The organism is Alkalinema pantanalense CENA528 (assembly GCF_050753345.1).
GTDB classification, from domain to species: Bacteria; Cyanobacteriota; Cyanobacteriia; order Leptolyngbyales; family Leptolyngbyaceae; genus Alkalinema; species Alkalinema pantanalense.
The window spans coordinates 23,848-42,587 of record NZ_JBLZFX010000018.1; the positions used below are offsets into that span (position 1 = coordinate 23,848).

15 protein-coding genes are annotated in these 18,740 nt (G+C 49.1%); 10 read left to right on the forward strand and 5 right to left on the reverse strand.

Annotation, left to right across the window (positions count from 1 at the left end; translation table 11 throughout):
* Positions 1 to 375: 375 nt before the first annotated feature.
* Positions 376 to 1,728, forward strand: a complete 1,353-nt coding sequence (locus ACN4EG_RS08215) for a DUF3370 domain-containing protein (protein WP_431628853.1) — start codon at positions 376 to 378, stop codon at positions 1,726 to 1,728.
* A 98-nt stretch (positions 1,729 to 1,826) separates the two neighbouring features.
* Here ACN4EG_RS08215 and ACN4EG_RS08220 read toward each other — a convergent pair whose 3' ends face one another.
* The 3 genes from ACN4EG_RS08220 to ACN4EG_RS08230 all read right to left on the reverse strand — a co-directional run bounded on the left by ACN4EG_RS08220 (position 1,827) and on the right by ACN4EG_RS08230 (position 5,185).
* Complete coding sequence (locus ACN4EG_RS08220; RefSeq protein WP_431628854.1) at positions 1,827 to 2,255, reverse strand: MarR family winged helix-turn-helix transcriptional regulator; 429 nt, start codon at positions 2,253 to 2,255, stop codon at positions 1,827 to 1,829.
* 905 nt (positions 2,256 to 3,160) lie between these two features.
* Complete coding sequence (locus tag ACN4EG_RS08225) at positions 3,161 to 3,739, reverse strand: pentapeptide repeat-containing protein (protein ID WP_431628855.1); 579 nt, start codon at positions 3,737 to 3,739, stop codon at positions 3,161 to 3,163.
* 141 nt (positions 3,740 to 3,880) lie between these two features.
* Entirely contained in the window at positions 3,881 to 5,185 is a 1,305-nt protein-coding gene (locus ACN4EG_RS08230; protein ID WP_431628856.1) for an LCP family protein, read from the reverse strand.
* 309 nt (positions 5,186 to 5,494) lie between these two features.
* On the opposite strand from ACN4EG_RS08230, the gene ACN4EG_RS08235 reads away from it, so the two are divergent.
* The 6 genes from ACN4EG_RS08235 (at position 5,495) to tnpA (ending at position 12,152) form a co-directional block, all read left to right on the forward strand.
* Entirely contained in the window at positions 5,495 to 5,647 is a 153-nt protein-coding gene (locus tag ACN4EG_RS08235) for a hypothetical protein (RefSeq protein ID WP_431628857.1), read from the forward strand.
* A gap of 736 nt (positions 5,648 to 6,383) precedes the next feature.
* On the forward strand, positions 6,384 to 7,460 hold the full coding sequence (locus ACN4EG_RS08240) for a mannose-1-phosphate guanylyltransferase (protein ID WP_431628858.1): 1,077 nt from the start codon (positions 6,384 to 6,386) through the stop codon (positions 7,458 to 7,460).
* A gap of 333 nt (positions 7,461 to 7,793) precedes the next feature.
* Positions 7,794 to 9,416: a methionine--tRNA ligase gene (metG, locus tag ACN4EG_RS08245; protein ID WP_431628859.1), complete on the forward strand. Its 1,623-nt coding sequence runs from the start codon at positions 7,794 to 7,796 to the stop codon at positions 9,414 to 9,416.
* A gap of 100 nt (positions 9,417 to 9,516) precedes the next feature.
* Entirely contained in the window at positions 9,517 to 10,131 is a 615-nt protein-coding gene (locus ACN4EG_RS08250) for a LabA-like NYN domain-containing protein (protein ID WP_431628860.1), read from the forward strand.
* 207 nt (positions 10,132 to 10,338) lie between these two features.
* Positions 10,339 to 11,499, forward strand: a complete 1,161-nt coding sequence (gene lptC / locus ACN4EG_RS08255) for an LPS export ABC transporter periplasmic protein LptC (protein WP_431628861.1) — start codon at positions 10,339 to 10,341, stop codon at positions 11,497 to 11,499.
* A gap of 263 nt (positions 11,500 to 11,762) precedes the next feature.
* Positions 11,763 to 12,152 carry an IS200/IS605 family transposase gene (gene tnpA, locus ACN4EG_RS08260; RefSeq protein WP_431628900.1) on the forward strand — a complete coding sequence of 130 codons (390 nt, stop codon included), beginning with the start codon at positions 11,763 to 11,765 and terminating at the stop codon, positions 12,150 to 12,152.
* Between the two features lie 149 nt (positions 12,153 to 12,301).
* On the opposite strand, the gene ACN4EG_RS08265 is transcribed toward tnpA, so the two are convergent.
* Complete coding sequence (locus tag ACN4EG_RS08265; RefSeq protein WP_431628862.1) at positions 12,302 to 12,616, reverse strand: DUF3155 domain-containing protein; 315 nt, start codon at positions 12,614 to 12,616, stop codon at positions 12,302 to 12,304.
* Between the two features lie 306 nt (positions 12,617 to 12,922).
* Here ACN4EG_RS08265 and ACN4EG_RS08270 point away from each other — a divergent pair, with 306 nt between their 5' ends.
* Positions 12,923 to 14,302, forward strand: coding sequence for a sensor histidine kinase (locus ACN4EG_RS08270; protein ID WP_431628863.1), 1,380 nt, complete (start codon positions 12,923 to 12,925; stop codon positions 14,300 to 14,302).
* 46 nt (positions 14,303 to 14,348) lie between these two features.
* On the opposite strand, the gene ACN4EG_RS08275 is transcribed toward ACN4EG_RS08270, so the two are convergent.
* On the reverse strand, positions 14,349 to 15,584 hold the full coding sequence (locus ACN4EG_RS08275; RefSeq protein WP_431628864.1) for an S-layer homology domain-containing protein: 1,236 nt from the start codon (positions 15,582 to 15,584) through the stop codon (positions 14,349 to 14,351).
* A gap of 959 nt (positions 15,585 to 16,543) precedes the next feature.
* On the opposite strand from ACN4EG_RS08275, the gene ACN4EG_RS08280 reads away from it, so the two are divergent.
* Together ACN4EG_RS08280 and ACN4EG_RS08285 are read left to right on the forward strand one after the other, a co-directional pair.
* Positions 16,544 to 17,032 (forward strand): hypothetical protein, encoded by a 489-nt coding sequence (locus tag ACN4EG_RS08280; protein WP_431628865.1) that lies wholly within the window; start codon positions 16,544 to 16,546, stop codon positions 17,030 to 17,032.
* A gap of 160 nt (positions 17,033 to 17,192) precedes the next feature.
* Positions 17,193 to 18,635 (forward strand): ATP-binding protein, encoded by a 1,443-nt coding sequence (locus ACN4EG_RS08285; RefSeq protein ID WP_431628901.1) that lies wholly within the window; start codon positions 17,193 to 17,195, stop codon positions 18,633 to 18,635.
* Positions 18,636 to 18,740: the final 105 nt, after the last annotated feature.

Consider the following 18,740-nt stretch of genomic DNA (forward strand, 5'->3'; position numbering starts at 1 on the left):
GGTGGGGGCTCCAGAGCACAGAAATCATCCAGGGGGCAGAAACCGAAAAACCAACTCAAAACCACTGTAAAAACTAAAGTGGGCTACAGGAATCATAAAAGACATTTCTAACCCGGTGTGCCAGTTTGAAATATTGGCTCATTATGCCCTTGGGCTGTTGATGATTGTTGATAGTTGTTGATGATTGTTCATGAATGCTGCGTGAATGCTGCCGCTAGAACCGACTGACTTGTTTTGCGACGGGCCTGTCTAATGCTTGCCAATCACCCCTGCGATTCTTAATGGGATCGGGGCAGTGGCGCGATCGATTGATTTTCCTATCTTGCGTTGGGTATTGTGGGATGTATTGTGGAATGTGTTCTTCCAGTCGAGTCTATGCTGTCTTTTCTTTCTGGTCTCATTGTGGCTCAAGCAACCCCGGCTCCCACCCCACGGGAAATTTTACGGCCCCAAGAAATGCGCAGTTTGCCGGGGCAATTGGATAATATCCCCGTTTTTAACAGCAACAGCCCGGAATTGGTGTTGAAGGAAGGTATTCTTCTGTCTACCTTTCCCAAGGCGGGTAAGCGAGTCCCCGAGGCCCACCTCAACTACGCTTTTTCGGGACGCTTTGACCTGTTTGCCCACCACATTGCCAAAGGCACACCCGATAACCTGCGAACCCTCTACCTCGGAATTTTGGTGCAAAATCCAGGTTCCCAGCCTGTGACGATCGATCTGTTGCAAGCCGCCAGTTACCTGAGCCAGCCCGATGCCCCTTTCATCGATCTGCCGCCCTACGTCAATACGCCCGAAGGCAAGGTCTATTCTGGGCCTGGTAGTCGCATTACCCAAGATGTCTTGAGAGGTAAACGCCAGGACATTTTTCCACCGACGCTGACCTTGGCACCGGGCGAGAGTCAAATGTTGATGAATCTGCCCATTCCGGTGAAAACCTTAAATCCTCCCTTAAATGGCCGATCTAGTCTCCTGAAATTACGCAGTACTGGCCCCGTGTATATTGCGAGCCTGGCACTTTTTGCCAAGGATGACGCCAATGGCCAAGAACGGCCTCCCACCCTGTCAGAATGGGCTGATCTACTCCAAACAGGTGAACTCTCTACTCCGCGAGATCGGGTTCCCACGCCGATCGAGCAAACCACGGGGCAGGTCATCTACGGTCGAGTCGCGGGTGTATCTTTGGGCGCAGAATGGAAAGGGCTCATTACCGATCCAGGTCAGACAACTTTAACGATCCCCCAACCCGGAAATACGTTCTCCTATGGTCTCAGCTTGCTGAATCGTGGCACCCTAGGGACTCAGCAAAATCAAAGCGCTAAAATGCTGGTTCGCTATCCCGATACTGCCTACCAATCCCACGGCAATTACACAGTACGCTATAGCCTAACCTTGCCCTTGGTGAATCCCAGCGATCGCACGCAAGCAGTTGCAATTATGGTGGAAACGCCTCTCAAACGCGAAGATACTCAACAGGGTTTGCGCTTTTTTAACCCCCTCCCTCGACAGGTCTTTTTCCGGGGGGCGGTGCGCCTTCGCTATACCGATGATGATGGATTACCGCAATTGCGAGATGTTCATTTGGTGCAACGTCGTGGACAGGCTGGGGAACCCTTGATCCTCATGAATTTACGATCGCAGGAACGGCGTTTGGTTCAGTTTGATTTTCTCTATCCTCCCGACGCGACGCCCCCACAGGTTATTACCGTGCAAACCCTCAATGGGAACTAACTCAGTGATTGGCTTCCTGAATCCTGACTGACAAATGATGTTTAATGAACGGTTTGTTATGAATTGATTAATTACTGGATAGTAGGCTGACCCAATCATTAATCTTTGGCTGAATCGATCGGCTGGAAAATCGATCGTAACTTTTGTAATGCGGAGGTAATGCCTGCCAAGTCGGCTTCATTCAATTGATCGAACCGTTCTTTCAAGAACATCATGTGTTCCGGAAACACGCGCTGAAAAACACGGTCACCCTCTTGGGTTAACTTAACGATGAAGCAGCGACGATTGTTCGGAGGAACTTCACGGCGCACCAAACCTTTGGCTTCCAGACGATCGACAATTCCTGTGAGGGTTCCCTTCGTGACTAACGTTTTAGCCGCTAGCTCGTGCATCATCATGCCTTCGGTATTGCCTAGGGTGCAGATCACATCAAATTGGGGAGATGTTAAGCCCAGCGAACGAATGTGGGGCTCGTCAACAATGCAAAACGCTTGATAGGTCCTTACTAATTCGCGTAGAACAGCCATAAAGGGAAATCTATGTCCTTGTTTTGAATCTGTCAAGTCCCGAGTCGAATGATCGATGGCTGAATCCTCTGCACGTTTTGTCATCATCATTATTACCAGCACACTCCTTCAAGAGACGACTTGCACTCCCTGAAAACACGAGGGGAAGCCAATGATCAATTGATGGTGCAATTGATACATCAGCTGTTGATATAGATTAGTAAACCTTATCACACCTCGATAAAGTCCTTCTAAAGTTCAGTACAAGTTTCTTTCTAGTGAATTAATTAAGTACCAAATAGTCCTCAAACTGAAAATTCTAATTTGGTTGTAACTTCTAACTGGGTAATTTTTAGGTTTAACTTTTAATTTCTTCAGTTAATTTCTTGAGTTGGGTTCTTCTATGAGCGTCTTAAATAGATTGACTTTCACCCCGTCTAAGTGACCCTAGGTTGCGGATGTTCAACGCAAATCATTTAAATCGCCTTTCTTCCCTCCCAAGCAATTGACTACTACCAAGACTGATAGGAGGGAATTAAGAATGTTGGGAGGAATGCCCCCTATTATTTTTAATCAATTGTCGATCGACGCAAGGGAATGGCATCTGAATCAACTTATAAATGCATGGCATGACATAGGGTAAAACTAGTATCGCCAGAGTTCAACTGGTCAAGGAACTCAGCTTTCAAACTAGACTTAAATCAGTGCCATTTAATGAATAAATCAACTTTGTTGATAATGAAACAATTAGATAACAGAACTACCAGAATGATGAAGCGAGTGTTTTCGGGAAAATAGGCAATTTCGCAGCAAATAATCCGTATTAATTCATATCTTGAAAATATCTTCTTTAAGCATTGATTTGCGTACCTTTAAACAGTATATCTCCCTACTATAATTTCGCGTACTAGAATTTGAGCCTCCTGCTATTCACGACAACCCAAACTCTCCCTTGTATCAGCCCCTGTAATAGGATTTTTGCCCGTAGCTCGATCGCACAATTGTTTCACGACATAGCGATCGACAATGGCATCGGTAAAGTCGGCATTGGTTACATCCGCTTCATCCATAATGGTCAAGGTCATCGTTGCTCCCGTTAGGACGGCATTGTGCAAATTGGCTTTGTAGAACGTCACTCGATCGAGGAGGGCATCGGTTAAGTCAGCATTGCTGAGGTCAGCCCCTAACAGATTGGCTTTCGTAAACATCGCGCCCTTGAGGTTTGCACCTTGGAAGATGGCATTACGCAGCTCTGCGCCCACAAAGACCGCCCCTTCCAAATCTTCTTTGGAGAAGTCTCGGCCTGTTAGATCTGTGCTGGAGTAATTAATGGTTTTGGATTGGGCCAGGGCCAACGATCTGCCGTCTAGTAAAACGAGGGCGATCGCCAAAAGAAAAATCACCCCCGCCATCAGGAGTCGATGGAGCCATGAGCGCCCAGAAAAAAAGCCATTACCCGACGAAAAGCCTGCAAAAATTTCAGTGAAAGAGTGAGTACGAGACATAGGAGCCCTCGAAACATGCTGCTTTCATTATGGCGGGAATTTCCAGGTGCTAAGGTGTTTTCCGCGTTTAAACGGGTATGTTGCAGCTTATTTTGGGGCTGGAGCAATCTAGATCGTTAAAACAGTATGGTGCATACAGCGTTAGCGGGATTGGCTGGCTTTGTCTGAACCTGTGGTTTTGTGGGAGTTCCAGTCCTCCCCAATCCGGAGCGTTAAATCAGACTCCAAATCCCCGGTGGAACTGGCGTCTACAGTCCCCATCCGCAGCATCTGTTTTAGCGTCTCCGCTGATTCTAATTGGCCACCTTGCACAATGATTTGAGTTTGTTTTTGTGTCTCTGACCAGGGTTCGATCGTAAAAACATTGGTATAGCCCAACTGGAGCAATTCCCCAATCACCTCTTTGCTCGCCTCGGGATTACTGGAGGCATTTTGAACCGCAATGCGCAGGCTAGCGATCGAGGTTTCTTCGGACGCGCTAGTACCTTGATCGAAGTACTGCTGCATGACCCGATCACGTCCAGCATCATTCATGATCCAATAACTGGCACGAAATTCGTTGGGCCCACTAAACCGTCCTGGCAACATCACCATCTTGACGTTTTTTTGATCCAACTTGAGGCCAAAGTTAACCAAGGCCAGCATTTCCTCAAAGCTGAGGTTGGTATCGATGTGCTTTTGCATCGTGCTTAAAATGCCTGGAACACGGGGAAACACCAATGGCGAACTAATTTGCGATCGCAGCGCCTTCAGTAGTGTTTGCTGCCGCTGAACCCGGCCAATGTCCCCAAAGCTATCGTGGCGAAAGCGGGCAAACTGTTCTGCTTGGTCACCGTCCAAGGTTTGCCAGCCTTTCTTAAGGTCAATGAACAGTTTTTGGGTTTTGTCCTGGTAGGACATGTCTTCAGGGACGTAAACCTTGACCCCGCCCAACTGATCCACCAGTTCCTTAAAGGCGTCGGTACTGACCCGCACGTAGCGATCGACTTCAATATTATTCAAGGTCTGGCCCACGACCCGTTTGGCTAAGGCTGGCCCCCCGCTAGCGTTAGCTTGGTTAATCTTGGTGACCCCAATGCCGGGAATGTCCACTTGGGTATCCCGAGGAATCGAAAGCAAGTTCACCGTCTGCTGCTCCGGGTCAATGCGCAGAAGGAGCATGGTATCGCTGCGGCCAGAAAAAATTCCATCGCTGCCATCCTTCGCATCTGGCACCCGATCGATCCCCATCACCAGTACCGTCACGGGGCGGGTAATTTGATACTGAAAACCACTTTTGAGGAGATCTCCCAGAAGGCGTTGACCCTCGTGGGGGGAAATAGCCCCCGGAAGAGGCATCGTGACAGCCAGGAAGGATCCAGCTCCGGCGGCGGCCACTGCTGTGAGGACTAACGATAGCCCTTGCACAATGGATTGAGTCAGGGGTGAGCGCCATTTAGGAACCATGGACGACGAGCTAGTTTGTCGGGCAAATGGGTTGGAATTTCCCCGATTAGAACGAGATTGGGAGGATGAATGGTTCGCCAATGGTTTCACAAGCCTCATACCACATTGAAAATCTAGCGTATCCAACGTATCCAACGTTCCGACTAAGCAACCCTGTCAATCCTAACGAATTTCTTTAGAATTATCTTGAACTTTCAGATCCGATCGCACACTCCAGTAATCTGTCCAAGCAATTTACCTGAGCAATTTACCTGAGCAATTCACTAGCGTTTTGCCTATGAATGTTTTGCCTGTAAAGAAAATTCCCCGGTGGGAGCCATTGATCCGGACATTGATCCGGACATTGATCCGGACAACGAGCTAGACGGGATTTTTGCTGGAAAGTTTCTGCAGGAATTCCCATCTTTGACGACAGCGACGACAGCAAATCAACGGTTAGGGGTTCCATCGGTTCAGCTTTAGATCTGAATACTGCTGTGCCCTCAAGGGTGTTACCCTATCACGATTGGTTACTTTCAGGATCAGTTGCTTCCAGGATCGGTTGCTTAGAGCCACAGATCTAGAAGAAACAAATCTAGAGGAAACAGATCTAGAGAAAGTGGTCGATCGTGACCTCCACAGTTCTCCGCATTCTTCGAACGGAATTGCTCCAGCGAGATTTAGAGAGGCCAGAAGGCAAATCTTAAAGACAAATACCCTAAAACTCAATGGTGCAATCCATAACGGCCCTTCACTGGATGCCTGAAGGATTTGCTAAAAAATGTTCCCCCGACTCATCCACCCACCCATCCACTTGGGATTTTTAGATTGGAATGTTAGATGAACGATACAACGGACGGACTCTAGGTCGGACTGAGGGATGGACTGACTAGTATTAAAATCTGTTTGTAAAATAATCTTTTGTCTTAATTTACAATCAATCTTTCCACAATCTTCATGCATCCTTTAGGCATCGATCGTAAGATGCGGAAACCTAGGGAAAATTATTAAATATCCTGGTGTTTGCTAGGCGTATGTCCCATCTTCCCTAAGATAGGGGCGAATGGGGGGGCAAATCCTGACTGCTCCCGAATCTTGAGGATGTTAAATCTATAGGGAGACGCTCAATCCAAGGCTGAATCCCTGTGATGGGTTTTAGGCTGTCTGTGTCCCATGCCCTGCCCAAGTTCTTAATCTTGCAACGTAACGTTGATTAACTATGACCCAACCCCTAATTTCCGTAATTTTAGCTGGTGGAAAGGGTGAACGTTTCTGGCCCCTCAGCCGGAAGCATCGCCCCAAGCAGTTCCTCAGCCTAGATGGTAGTGGTGAAAGCCTCCTACAAACCACGGCTTACCGCCTGCTCAAGCCGGCCCAAGGTTGGGCAAACCTCTGGGTTGTCACTGCGTCGCATTTGGCGGATGGGGTGCGGGAACAGTTGCCCGATTTGCCGCCCGAAAATCTGCTGGTGGAACCGGAAGGGCGGGATACAGCTCCAGCGGTGGCGTGGAGTACGCTGGAAGTGGCTAAACGCTACGGAGATCAAGCAGTAATCGGCTTTTTCCCTGCGGATCATTGGATTGATGATCCCGATCGCTTCGCGGAAACGCTTCTGGCAGCACAACATTTGGCGTTACAAGAGTCGGCGATCGTCACCCTCGGGATCCAACCAACCTATGCTTCGACGGGCTATGGCTATATTGAGCAAGGCAAGCCGATCGCCCAGTACGAATCCACCACGGGCAATACCTATCCCGCTAGCCAAGTGGTGCGCTTTACAGAAAAACCCGATCGGGCCACCGCCGAGGACTTTATTCAGCAAGGTTGCTTTAGCTGGAATGCGGGGATGTTTGTGTTTCAGGCCAAAACTGCGCTGCAAGAACTCCGCCAGCACGCCCCGGACATTGTCAAACCGTTAGAAGCGGGGGGGACTGCTGCCTACCCCGAAGTACCGAAAAAAAGCATCGACTATGCGTTGATGGAAAAAACCCAACGGGCTTGCGTGCTCCCCGTCACCTTTGGTTGGGATGATCTGGGGGATTGGGGCGCGATCGAACGGCTGCTGAAAAGTGAAAATCCCAATGTCGAGTTGGCGCACCATGTTGGCATAGACACTCGCGGCGCACTGTTCTACGCCACCCAAGAGGACGACCTGATTGTGACGATCGGATTAGAAGACACTGTGATTGTGCGAGATGGCAAAGTGACCCTGATTGTGAAAAAGGATCGCACCCAGGAAATCAAATCGGTGTTGAAGACCTTACAGGAAAATCCGGCGTATCACGATTTACTGTAAGGGGCTAGTTAATTAGAGGGGATTCATGAGAGAGCCATTTATTAGGGAGCCATTTATTTAGAGACCACTTATTGGTTGGCATCTGATTGACAAAGCACGCCCCAAATCGGTATTTAATGTAAGGCCATGCGCGGTAACGGGCATGGTTTTTTATTGTTAAGATGAACCGCCAAAGACAAACAGCTCACTGTTTAGAATGATAAAGAAAGCAAAATAAACATGAGTTGTCGGTTCAAGCGTTCTCTTTTGTGGGATTTTGGGTCTGGGTCTTACCCCAATCCAGAAAACTATTGATACCTTTAATACCTTGGGGTTTAGTTAAACAATTGGCTTATGACTTTTGAAGGAACCGCTCAATCGACCTTTGCGATCACAACACCTCTTTACTACGTCAACGACTTGCCCCACATTGGCAGTGCCTATCCAACCATGGCGGCGGATGCGATCGCGCGATTTCAGCGGCTTCGTGGCTATGACGTTCGATTCATCACCGGTAGCGACGAGCATGGCCAAAAAATTCAGCGCACAGCAGAAAGCCTAGGTCGCACCCCCCAAGCCCACTGTGATCAGATTGTCCAAGGCTTTGACTCCCTCTGGAAGTTATTAAATATTCGCTACGATCGTTTCATCCGCACGACGGAATCCCGTCACGCCGCGATCGTGCGGGAATTTTTTCAACGGGTCTGGGATAACGGCGATATTTACCTGAGCCAACAAAAGGGGTGGTATTGCGTATCCTGTGAGGAGTTTAAGGACGAAAAAGAACTGCTCGAAGGCCATCGCTGCCCCATTCATGTCAACAAAGAAGTGGAATGGCGGGATGAAGAGAACTATTTCTTTCGCTTATCCAAATACCAGGATGCCTTGGAAAAACTCTATGCTGAGCGTCCGGAGTTCATCCAGCCGGAAACCCGCCGCAATGAAGTCCTCAACTTTGTTAAACAAGGGCTACGCGACTTTTCCATTTCTCGGGTCAACTTTGACTGGGGATTCCCAGTACCTGCTGATCCCCACCACATTATCTATGTCTGGTTTGATGCCTTGCTGGGGTATATCACTGCCTTACTAGATGATGCCGATGAACCGACCCTCGAGAATGCCTTAAAACATTGGTGGCCCATCCATACCCACATCATTGGTAAAGACATTCTGCGGTTTCATGCGGTGTACTGGCCAGCCATGCTAATGTCTGCGAAGTTACCTTTGCCCTATCGAGTCTTCGGTCATGGATTCATCATTCGTGACGGGGTCAAAATTGGCAAAAGTACGGGCAATGCGATCGATCCCGTAGGGCTGACCGAGCGCTACGGTGCAGATGCTATGCGCTATTACTTCTTGAAGGAACTGAAGTTTGGGCAGGACGGTAGCTTTGAAGAAGTTCGCTTTGTCAACACTCTGAATGCTGATCTAGCTGATAATTTAGGTAACTTGTTGAACCGAACCCTCAAACTTGCGGTAAAAAATTGTCAGGGTGTGGTGCCAAATGTGAGCAGCGCGACGGTTCAACTAGACAATCCTCTGAAGCTGGAAGGTCAAGATTTGTGCGATCGCGTGACAGCATCTTACGACGCCTTGGCCTTCCATGATGCCTGCGAAGCAATTCTCAACCTTGTCCGGCTGGGAAATCGCTATATTGATGATCAAGCACCTTGGAAACTCTATAAATCTGGCGAAAGAGAAAAAGCGGATCAAGTGCTCTATGTTGTTCTGGAATCAGTTCGGTTGGCTGCCTATCTCCTGTCGCCTATTACACCCAGTATCAGTACTTCCGTGTATCAACAATTAGGATATTCGGTTGACTTTAGTGAAACTCCCTTAATAGATGTGTCGATCTCCTACTCGGCCCATGGAACATGGGGAATACTGGCAGGTAAGCAACCCCTTGGTGATCCCAAACCCGTCTTCCAAAAGCTCGAATTGCCAGAGATGGCCGCAAATAGTGATGCTAGCGGCTGATCCAGGAAGTTCCCTATGCGATAGGAAGTGGTGCTTTCTTTCATCCGGTTACGGTTACGAAGCATCAGATGACTCGCATAAAAATTGAGGTATAGAAACTGTGTTGAACAATAACGTTCACCCTGAGGGAGAGATCATATTCTCTCCAGAGCAGGTTCTCGAAAATCGTGGTCGAGTTGCTATCTTTATCGATGGCTCTAACCTGTTCTATGCAGCGCTTCAACTTGGCATTGAAATTGACTACACGAAGCTGCTCTGCCGCCTGACGGCAGGGTCTCGTCTGCTGCGATCGTTTTTCTACACTGGCGTCGATCGCACAAACGAGAAGCAGCAAGGCTTTTTGCTGTGGATGCGTCGCAATGGCTACCGCGTCATCTCTAAGGATTTAGTGCAGCTACCCGATGGATCCAAAAAAGCTAACTTAGACGTGGAAATTGCCGTAGACATGATGTCACTGGTGGGATCCTATGACACGGCTGTGCTGGTTAGTGGCGATGGGGATCTCGCCTATGCAGTCAATGCTGTGAGCTACCGTGGGGTTCGGGTAGAAGTCGTCAGCCTGCGCTCGATGACCAGTGACAGCTTGATTAACGTTGCCGATCGCTACATTGATTTAGACACCATCAAGGAAGATATTCAGAAGACCCCCCGTAGCTACACCTATCGCCCCCTATCTGGCATGGGTGTGCTAGCAGAAGAAGAAAGCGTGATGTAATTTCTGGCCCTGGGCATCAGTTGCGGACAAGCCTGAGTTCCGGTCAAACCTCAGTTGCGATCAAACTTGTGACAACACCGATCAGAGAGTGTGCTGTGGCTCCTAGGAGTAGCAGAGACTCTCTGATTCTGTTTGAAGGAGTCTGTGGTGAAACCAATTGGGCAGAACAGCGTCTATTCTAGGGGAGGTGCTATTGGAGGAAGGACATTGAGAGGATCCCAGGTATTGTGTGGGTTATTGGCAGGCGTCTTGCTGGTGGCGGGTTGCGCGCCAGGGGGGAATCGAACTGCAGATAAGCTCCAAAAAGATGCGCGGGATGCCCAATCCTTTGATCCCAGCTTGACGTTTAACGACTTGACCTTGGAGCAGGCCGACGAGCAAGGCAAACTGCTCTGGAAAGTCAAGGCTAAGCAAGCTATCTACAGCCGAGATAAAAAACTGGCTGCGGTGATTGCGCCCCAGGGCGAGTTTTATCAAGATGGCAAAGCGGTGTTTAAGATTTCCGGCGATCGCAGTGATGTGATTGAAGACGGCAAGTCGATCATCCTCAAGGGCAAAATTACGGCGGTGAACCTGAAGGATGGGGTGGAAATCAAAGGCAACGAGTTGGAATGGCGACCTTCGGAAGATGTGCTGCTGGTCAGAAATAAATTCACCGGAACCCACAAGCAGTTAAATATTGCCGCTAATGAAGGAAAATTCTATAGCCGTAGCCGCAAGGCGCAGATGAATGGGCAAATTGTGGCGGATGTGAAAAATCCCAAACTGCAACTCCGCAGTGAACAAATGACTTGGCTATTGGCAGAGGAAAAGGTAACTGCCGATCGCCCCGTGCAAATCGATCGCTATCGCAGCAACAACCAGATCGATCGGGCCACGGCGGACAAGGCGGAATACAACCTGAAAACTAAAATTGCCTCCCTGCAACAAAATTCTCAGGTGGTGATGGTGCAGCCGGTCTTGCAAGCGAAGAGTAATGTGTTGATCTGGAATACCGACCTGCAAACGATTACTGCGCCACAACCGTTCAATGTGGTGAATGCTACGGATCAGGTGACGATCAGTGCCGATCGAGGGGAAGTGAAGCTCCAGGAAAAAATGGCCTATCTCAACGGCAATGTGCGGGGTTTCAGTCAGAAAAATCAGGCCAATGTGGGAGCCGATCGGCTGACCTGGAATTTAGACACCCAAGAATTTGAGGCCGATGGCAACGTGACTTACCAGCAGGCCAGTCCGGTGTTTAACCTGGTGGGATCCCAGGCGCGGGGACGGTTACAGGATCAGCAGGTGGTGGTGACGGGTGGCCCCGCCAGCAGCGATAACCGCGTCGTGACGGAAATCATCCCCAGCACGCTCAAGCAGAATTAATTTGCTTCAGTTGCCTGTTGCTGCACTGGTTCCGCCGCGTGGGAAAAATCGCCGAATCCCTTATGATTAGTCAATTCAGAGGGATACGCCTTTGAACGGCTGTATCCCTTGCTGAATAAGGGTTTCAGCCCAAATTTTTCATAACACGGAACCAGTGCCTGATTTTGCGTTTTCGGTTGGGAGCGCGTTTCCGCCGTTTCTGTTTGGCTGCTTGCTTGATTTGGGCTTGAGTTTCGGCGAAGAACCGAGGGTTCTCAATCTTGGTGCCGTCACTCAGGGCAACGGCAGTCAAGGTACCAAAATCAATTTACCTGCATCTGGTTTTTGTGACCAAATATCGGCGCAAAATCATCACCTCGGAAATGATACAAACCATGGCTGAGGTGTTCCAGCGAGTCTGCATTGCCAACCAAAGCAAGATGCTAGAAATTAATGGAGAGCCAGACCATGTGCATTTGATGGTTGATTTGCATCCTGACAACAACATCTCTCAATTAGTGGCAAGCCTCAAAGGCGCATCCAGTCGAATTGTGCAGAAAATTTACTATGGCAAGCCCGTCTTTTGGTCTAGTTCCTACTACGCTGCCTCAGTGGGTAGCGTTCTGCTGGAAAGAGTGAAGCAATACATCCAAAATCAAAATGGGTTTAGCTGATTGTCGATTCCGCTGCGCTCCATCGACGGGCTATCCTTCCCCAATCTAAGAGGGATGGAGACTGCCGCCAATTTGTTCAATAAAAAAGGGAAAAAGTGATCTCTACACTCTTTCCCAAAGGTTAGATGGATTAAATTAAATGATGCTTTCTAGCCGTGGCTACCAACAGCAACGGGTTCAGCATCCTCCTCAGACTGCCGTAAGCTAGGGAAAAGGAAATGGTTCTCTTCAACGTACTGAGCCCCAAATAATCCTTTCTCTGCCCAGAAGTACCGATCGGTGGTATGCTCGTTACGTTTCACTAAAAGCAGGGCGGGGGGAAGAATGCCTTCAGCATGAATGAACCTGCGAGCTGCGGTAACGGGTTTATCGTCACCACAGTCAATGCTAAATTGAGGCACGCTTTCCAGGATTCTACGCCCTTCTTGACGTCGCCGACTCTTACGCTTGCGTCTCCTTGCCAAACCCTCTACCTCCTTATCCTAGCTGCCAAGTTGTAGTACTTGTTACAAAACCGTCGAAAGTATATCGACTTGAGCCTAAAATTTCAACTTCTTTTAATCCATCTATACAAAAGCTGATTGTTCGCGAAATGGCCGTTGCGATGGCACATATCTTTTCCCTGTAAGCTTACGCTGTTCTTAAGAACTGATACGAAGTGTAACAGAGGTTACAAAATATGAATTCAGCCAATACCTTTAAATTACTGGTTACAAATACTTAAGTCAATCCATTTCTGTTAAGAATTTAGGTTCGATCGGGTTAACTTCATGCTAATGCCAGCCAGCGCGGAATTTGTAGCGATTTGTCAGTCTCAGTTGCTGCTGCTGACCCAGTCTTTGGGCATCACCTTGGGAGCCGTCTATTTGGCGGAGGACTGGGCCGGGGGAGATACCCCTAAGTTAGTTGCGATCGCAGCAGTTCCAAGCCTAGAGGCAGCAACAGCAACTTTGCAGCGGTTAGCGCACACTTCCAGCGATTTGGGGTCACCATTACCGCCTTCGCTAGCCGGGCAGGATCTATCTCCCGAAGAAACGAACCGCCTGAGCCAACAGCCTCCTCAGCCCGCCCTAAGTTCCCCTCAGCCCCCTTTAGACGACTTGCTGGCAAATCATGTCTCTTTGACCACCTTGCACCCTCACCAACTGGTACTGCCCCTCGTCCATGATGAAATTGTGCTAGGTTTTCTCGTCACTGAGCGAAATGATCGCCCTTGGCTGGAAATAGAACAGCAAAAACTTGAGCCGGTTGCCAATACCTTGACCTTAGCCTGTGTGGTGGATCAACGGGCACAATGGCTAGATTATCAACAAAGACAGCAATTACATCACCGCCAACATCGCCAAGAGGTGATGGATAACTTGATCCACCAGTTTCGCAACCCTCTGACGGCATTACGCACCTTTGGTAAGCTTTTGCTCAAACGGCTGGCTACGACGGATGGCAACCGCGATGTGGCGGCCAGTATTGTGCGAGAAAGCGATCGCTTACAGGAGCTCTTAAAACAGTTGGAAGGGGCCATAGAACCACCGGAAGTCGTCGAGGTGGCATTACCACCTGCGATGGGTTCTTCCTTGATGCTTAGCCCTGCAACAGTGGAGGATAGGCCGGAGCCTATGTGGGACGTACTCGGCACCGGTGGCCTCCAAGTGGAAACCTGTTCTGTAGAGAGCATTCTGGAACCACTTCTGCTGTCTGCCCAAGCCATCGCCCAGGACAAAAATCAAACTTTCCAAGTAGACATCGCAAAGTCTTTACCTTGGGTGAAGGTCGATCGATCTGCCCTGCGAGAAGTGTCCAGCAATCTCATCGATAACGCCATCAAGTACACCCCCGCCGGGGGCACAATCCACGTTCGAGTTACGCAGGAAGCCCAACAGATAGCCTTCCGGGTGAGTGATAATGGCCCTGGCATTCCACCAGAGGACTTACCTCACTTATTTGAGCGGCACTATCGCGGGATCCAAGCCCATACCGAAGTCCCAGGCACGGGATTAGGACTTGCGATCGCCCAAGAATTAATTCATCAAATGAATGGCCAAATCCAGGTCTTTAGTCCACCTCAGCCGGAAGGATGGATATCCCAAGACCTGGATCAAGTCCCCGTCCACGGAACAACACTATTGGTCATATTACCGATCGTGGTGTAAAAAATCGTGGACGGGTTGCCTGGACAGTTAGATTGCTTCTGAATCTCTATTGAGGAAGAATTAAATCTTGACTCAGTTCTAGATTGAGATCAGTATTCGGCTTGATGGAGATTAACTCAACCTTATCTCCACCTAGGGTCACCCCAGCAATCGCACCGACCCCTGCGCCAGTCAGAACTTCCCAAGCTTTAATGTTGCGATCGCCCGTCACTGCAGCAATTCCGGCAGCCGCAGCCGCACCCAAGGCCGCATCTTTAACAATCGTGCCAGCGCTGGCTCCTTTCCGTACCACTTCCATCTCCGTGATTTTCTCAGAGCTAGCACTGAGCGCCATGCGGGTTCCATTGGCCATGACCAGTTCCTTAGAGATAAACTGCGCTGCACCGTCGGAAACCACGAGCTGACCTTCCACTTGACTGCCAGCAGGAATAATCACTTTTCCACTGCTGGTGACAATATTCTGAGCAACAGTAACGGTCAGGTTAGAGGGCTGGGGTTCATTTTTCCCCAAGAGAATCCGATCGGCCTGGTCATAGCGCACAGGAATGGAGGTTCCAGCAGCAATCCGAATTTGTTGGGGGGTGGGGCGATAACCCACGATATAGGGCGAGGAGATCGTCGCCGTTTGTCCCGTGGTGTTGAGGGCTTGGTAAATGAAGGCTGCGACTTCGGCGCGAGTAGCGACGCGGTTAGGATTAAGTTGATTAATATCGGGATAGTTGACGACCATACTGCGAGTAGTGGCAGCAGCAACACTCGATCGAGCGTAATTGGGAATGCTATCACCATCTCGATAGGTTTGCAGAACGGTATCAGGATTGTCGGGACTAGTGTAACGTAAACCGTTGGATAGAGAGACGATCGCTTGGGCCCGAGGAATGTTTTCATTCGGACGAAATTCTCCACTGGGATAACCCGCTAAAAAGCCAGTGGTGTAAGCATTTTGGATGGCTTGATAGCCCCAATAGGAAGTTGAAACATCGGTAAAGGCAGTCGTTCCTCGAACGGAGGGTGCATTGAATGCCTTGCGAATCATGGCAGCAAATTGCGCCCGAGTCACTGCCTCATTAGGCCGAAACGACCCATCGGGAAACCCCTTAATAACATCTCTGGTAGCCAGCTCTTGAATAAAGCCAGCAGCCCAATAATCATTAGACACATCCGAAAATGCAATGGAATTTTGGGCATGGACCGACTGCACCTGAAGCATGGGAGCCGTTACACCAACCACCAGACCGAGAGCTAAAGACAGAGAAATACCGGATTGAAGAGAGCGAAGCATATTTAGTTAACTCGTTGAACACTGCATTTACTCCCTTGGACGGGGGGAACCTGACCAAGTTGCTTAACCTAGGCCACTTTGATAACTGGTTCAACTCTTCATTTTTTATGTATTAAAAAACACACTAGCATCTACGTGTTTTCAAGGAGGTAGTCATTTTTGTTTCCGATCGTCATTTATACGATCGAATAACCGCTTCAACCCACTGCTACCAAAGGATTGTCTAGCCTTTCTGTAAGGATCTATTAAAGCTCCAGTAAAGATGATGAAAATACGGATATCGCCCTCAACCGTTGGTTTTATACTGGATTTAACTAGAGAAAATTGTGAGTGAGTGAAAACCCTGTCTCAGGAATTATGCGGTTCTAACTTGTGTTCTCTTCATGTCAGGGTGCTACGGGATTGATGTTTGCTAATTCAAAAACTGAATTGAACTGGGAAAAATCATGGCGAGAATCCGAAAAGACCGGATGGGTCTGGATAGAGTAACCAGTGCTGGATGATCTGTTCTCCCAAGGAACCATTCCAGCGATTGTTTTTCGTCAGCCATTGAGGTTACCCAACCTAACGCGACCCTTTAGGCCCTGTCTACACTCAGCACTCAATCTGTACTCAATCTGTACTCAATCTGTCATCCATACTGTAGTCGCTATCTATAGGTTACGCACTTATAGGCTATACACCTGATCGATCAAACAGTTATAGGCTGCACATTTACAGGTTATGCATTTGTAGATTGCATATTTGTAGATTGCACATTTGTCCACGGGTGATGCCCGATTGACACGGGCGCTGACTGATTGACACGAATCCTTTCTCTTCGTGCCTGTACATCAGTCCTTTGGCATTCATTGAACTTTACAGGTTGAACTTTACAGGTTGCGCTTTCAATGCCTTTTGCACTTTACAGTTTGTGTACTGAATTTCTGGAGTTCCCCCGCTCAGTTTAGGCTAGACCCATGCTTTACCCCACGCGTTCTGTAACCGCCCATCTTTATGGTAGTGATCGTCACTGCTTAAATGCTCTGCCAACCCGGATTGAAACGCTCACTGAATTAGATATAGAAGTTCTGGATGCCTTGGGAATTCGCGGCTTGGTACTCGATTTGGATCAGAATTGGAGCGGTTCTCTCGATCGATCAGCCTCCCCTCAGGTGCGCAACTGGTTTCTCAAAGCTCAAGCAACAGGACTGCAACTCTTTGCCCTAGTCAATGAGGTCAATTCTGACCATCACTGGAGTCAGCCCCTGAATCTGCCAATTATTTACACCGCCAATCGTGCGTTGTTGTGGGTATTTCGCGAAGCCGTAACTTGTATGAATTTGACGGCTAAACAGGTGGTCATTATTAGCGATCGTCTCCCTTCAATCTGGTTAGATGCTTGGCTATCGGGTTGTGCTCCTGTGCAATTAGAGTCAGTCAGTCAGCCAAATTCCCTCCATGGGTGATTGCATTCCCGATCGGCGACAAAGCCTATCTATCCAAAGCACCATGCCCTAGGAAACACGATCCCCCAGAAGGTATTCCAGCCATCTAGGCTCCTTTGACATCCTGGGCTACACTGAGGGCTAGATTATGGTTAATTACTCTTAAAATTCTTTGCTACACGTGTTTCTATTCTTTCTGGGGCTGTCGATCGGCCTGCTAGCACTCCTCCTTTACCGGGCAAGGCTGATGGCCAAGCTAGCTCAGTTAACTCGGGCCTACCAGTTAACTGATGCCAGTCTCAACTTATCCCTCACGTCCCAGATCACCCGAACGATGCAGCGCTATCATAACCGCTGCGATCGTCTCCGGCACAATGTGGCCGATCTCCAACAAATTATTAATGCCCTACCCATTGGCTATCTGCAAGTGGATGAGGAAAATCAACTCACTTGGTGTAATCCTCAAGCATTAAGATTGCTGGAGATTGAACATTTTGATGGTTCCAGCCCGCGATTATTGCTAGAGCTAGTGCGATCCTACGATTTAGATGCACTGGTCGATCAAGCAAGACATAAACAAAAAAGTTGTGTACGGGAATGGATATTTAATCCCGTCTCTGTGGATGTGGCTAACGTGCAAGTCAAGCAGAGTCGGCCTTTGCGGGGATATGCCTTTCCCCTCCAGGAAGATTGCGTGGCGGTAATTCTAGAAAATCGGGAAGAAGCGACCCTCTTAGCCCAGGAGCGCGATCGCTGGACATCGGATGTCGCCCACGAGCTACGCACCCCGTTGACCTCAATTCGCCTCGTAGCGGAAATGCTGCAATATCGGGTCGATGCCGATTCACGGCAATGGATCGATCGCTTGCTGAAGGAGGTCATTCGCCTCAGCACCCTTGTGCAAGAAATCCTAGACCTCAGTCAACTGGAAGCCAACAAAAATCGGCCCCTCAAGCTGAGCCAAGTGGATCTGCCCCAACTCATTCAATCGGCATGGCTCAGTTTAGAACCTATTTCTCGCACCAAAGGCATCGAACTTCACTATCAAGGGCCAGAACGACTGATTGTCGAAGGAGATGAAAATCGCCTCCACCGCGTTTTGATTAATCTGCTGGACAATGGCATTAAATATACATTGCCCGATCGCCCGATTCACGTTGTAGTTAGCCCTCTGCAAGCCCCTGCGCCCGTCCCCACCTGGGGGCCAGCTAATCCCAGCACGATCACCTGGGTACAAGTCGATATTATTGACGGCGGGATGGGATTTCCAGAGATGGATCTCTCCGTCGTCTTTGAACGGTTTTATCGTGCCGATCCCTCACGAACTCGTCAATCCGTAGGATCCCAGGTCGTCCATTCTGAACCCAGTGCCACCGGCTCGGCCCCTCCCCCCCTTCACCCATCATCGGCCCCAACGACTGAGCCAACAGCCCATGGCCCCTCTGTTTCAGAAGTCAATTTTCCGAATCCAGTGATCCAACCGTTCCAACCCAGCAGTGGCAGTGGCCTCGGACTGGCGATCGTCCGGCAGATTGTGGAAATGCACCACGGCAACGTCACGGCCCAAAACCATCCTGATGGCGGCGCTTGGATTCAAATTAAACTGCCACAAAAGCAGACTTAAACCGCAAACAAGATTGGCCCTTACAAATCCCTGGCCTGGGACGGACAATTCCCTGGGGTACCGAGTACTAGAGGTCACCTGACCGAGCAGGGAACAATGCGTTTT

Bases quoted from the DNA above. Each gene is read 5' to 3' on its own strand.
- ACN4EG_RS08220 (WP_431628854.1), bottom strand. From the start codon at position 2,255: ATGGCTGTTCTACGCGAATTAGTAAGGACCTATCAAGCGTTTTGCATT.
- ACN4EG_RS08240 (WP_431628858.1), top strand. From the start codon at position 6,384: ATGACCCAACCCCTAATTTCCGTAATTTTAGCTGGTGGAAAGGGTGAA.
- ACN4EG_RS08270 (WP_431628863.1), top strand. From the start codon at position 12,923: ATGCTAATGCCAGCCAGCGCGGAATTTGTAGCGATTTGTCAGTCTCAG.
- ACN4EG_RS08225 (WP_431628855.1), bottom strand. From the start codon at position 3,739: ATGTCTCGTACTCACTCTTTCACTGAAATTTTTGCAGGCTTTTCGTCG.
- ACN4EG_RS08280 (WP_431628865.1), top strand. From the start codon at position 16,544: ATGCTTTACCCCACGCGTTCTGTAACCGCCCATCTTTATGGTAGTGAT.
- ACN4EG_RS08230 (WP_431628856.1), bottom strand. From the start codon at position 5,185: ATGGTTCCTAAATGGCGCTCACCCCTGACTCAATCCATTGTGCAAGGG.
- ACN4EG_RS08275 (WP_431628864.1), bottom strand. From the start codon at position 15,584: ATGCTTCGCTCTCTTCAATCCGGTATTTCTCTGTCTTTAGCTCTCGGT.
- ACN4EG_RS08215 (WP_431628853.1), top strand. From the start codon at position 376: ATGCTGTCTTTTCTTTCTGGTCTCATTGTGGCTCAAGCAACCCCGGCT.
- metG (WP_431628859.1), top strand. From the start codon at position 7,794: ATGACTTTTGAAGGAACCGCTCAATCGACCTTTGCGATCACAACACCT.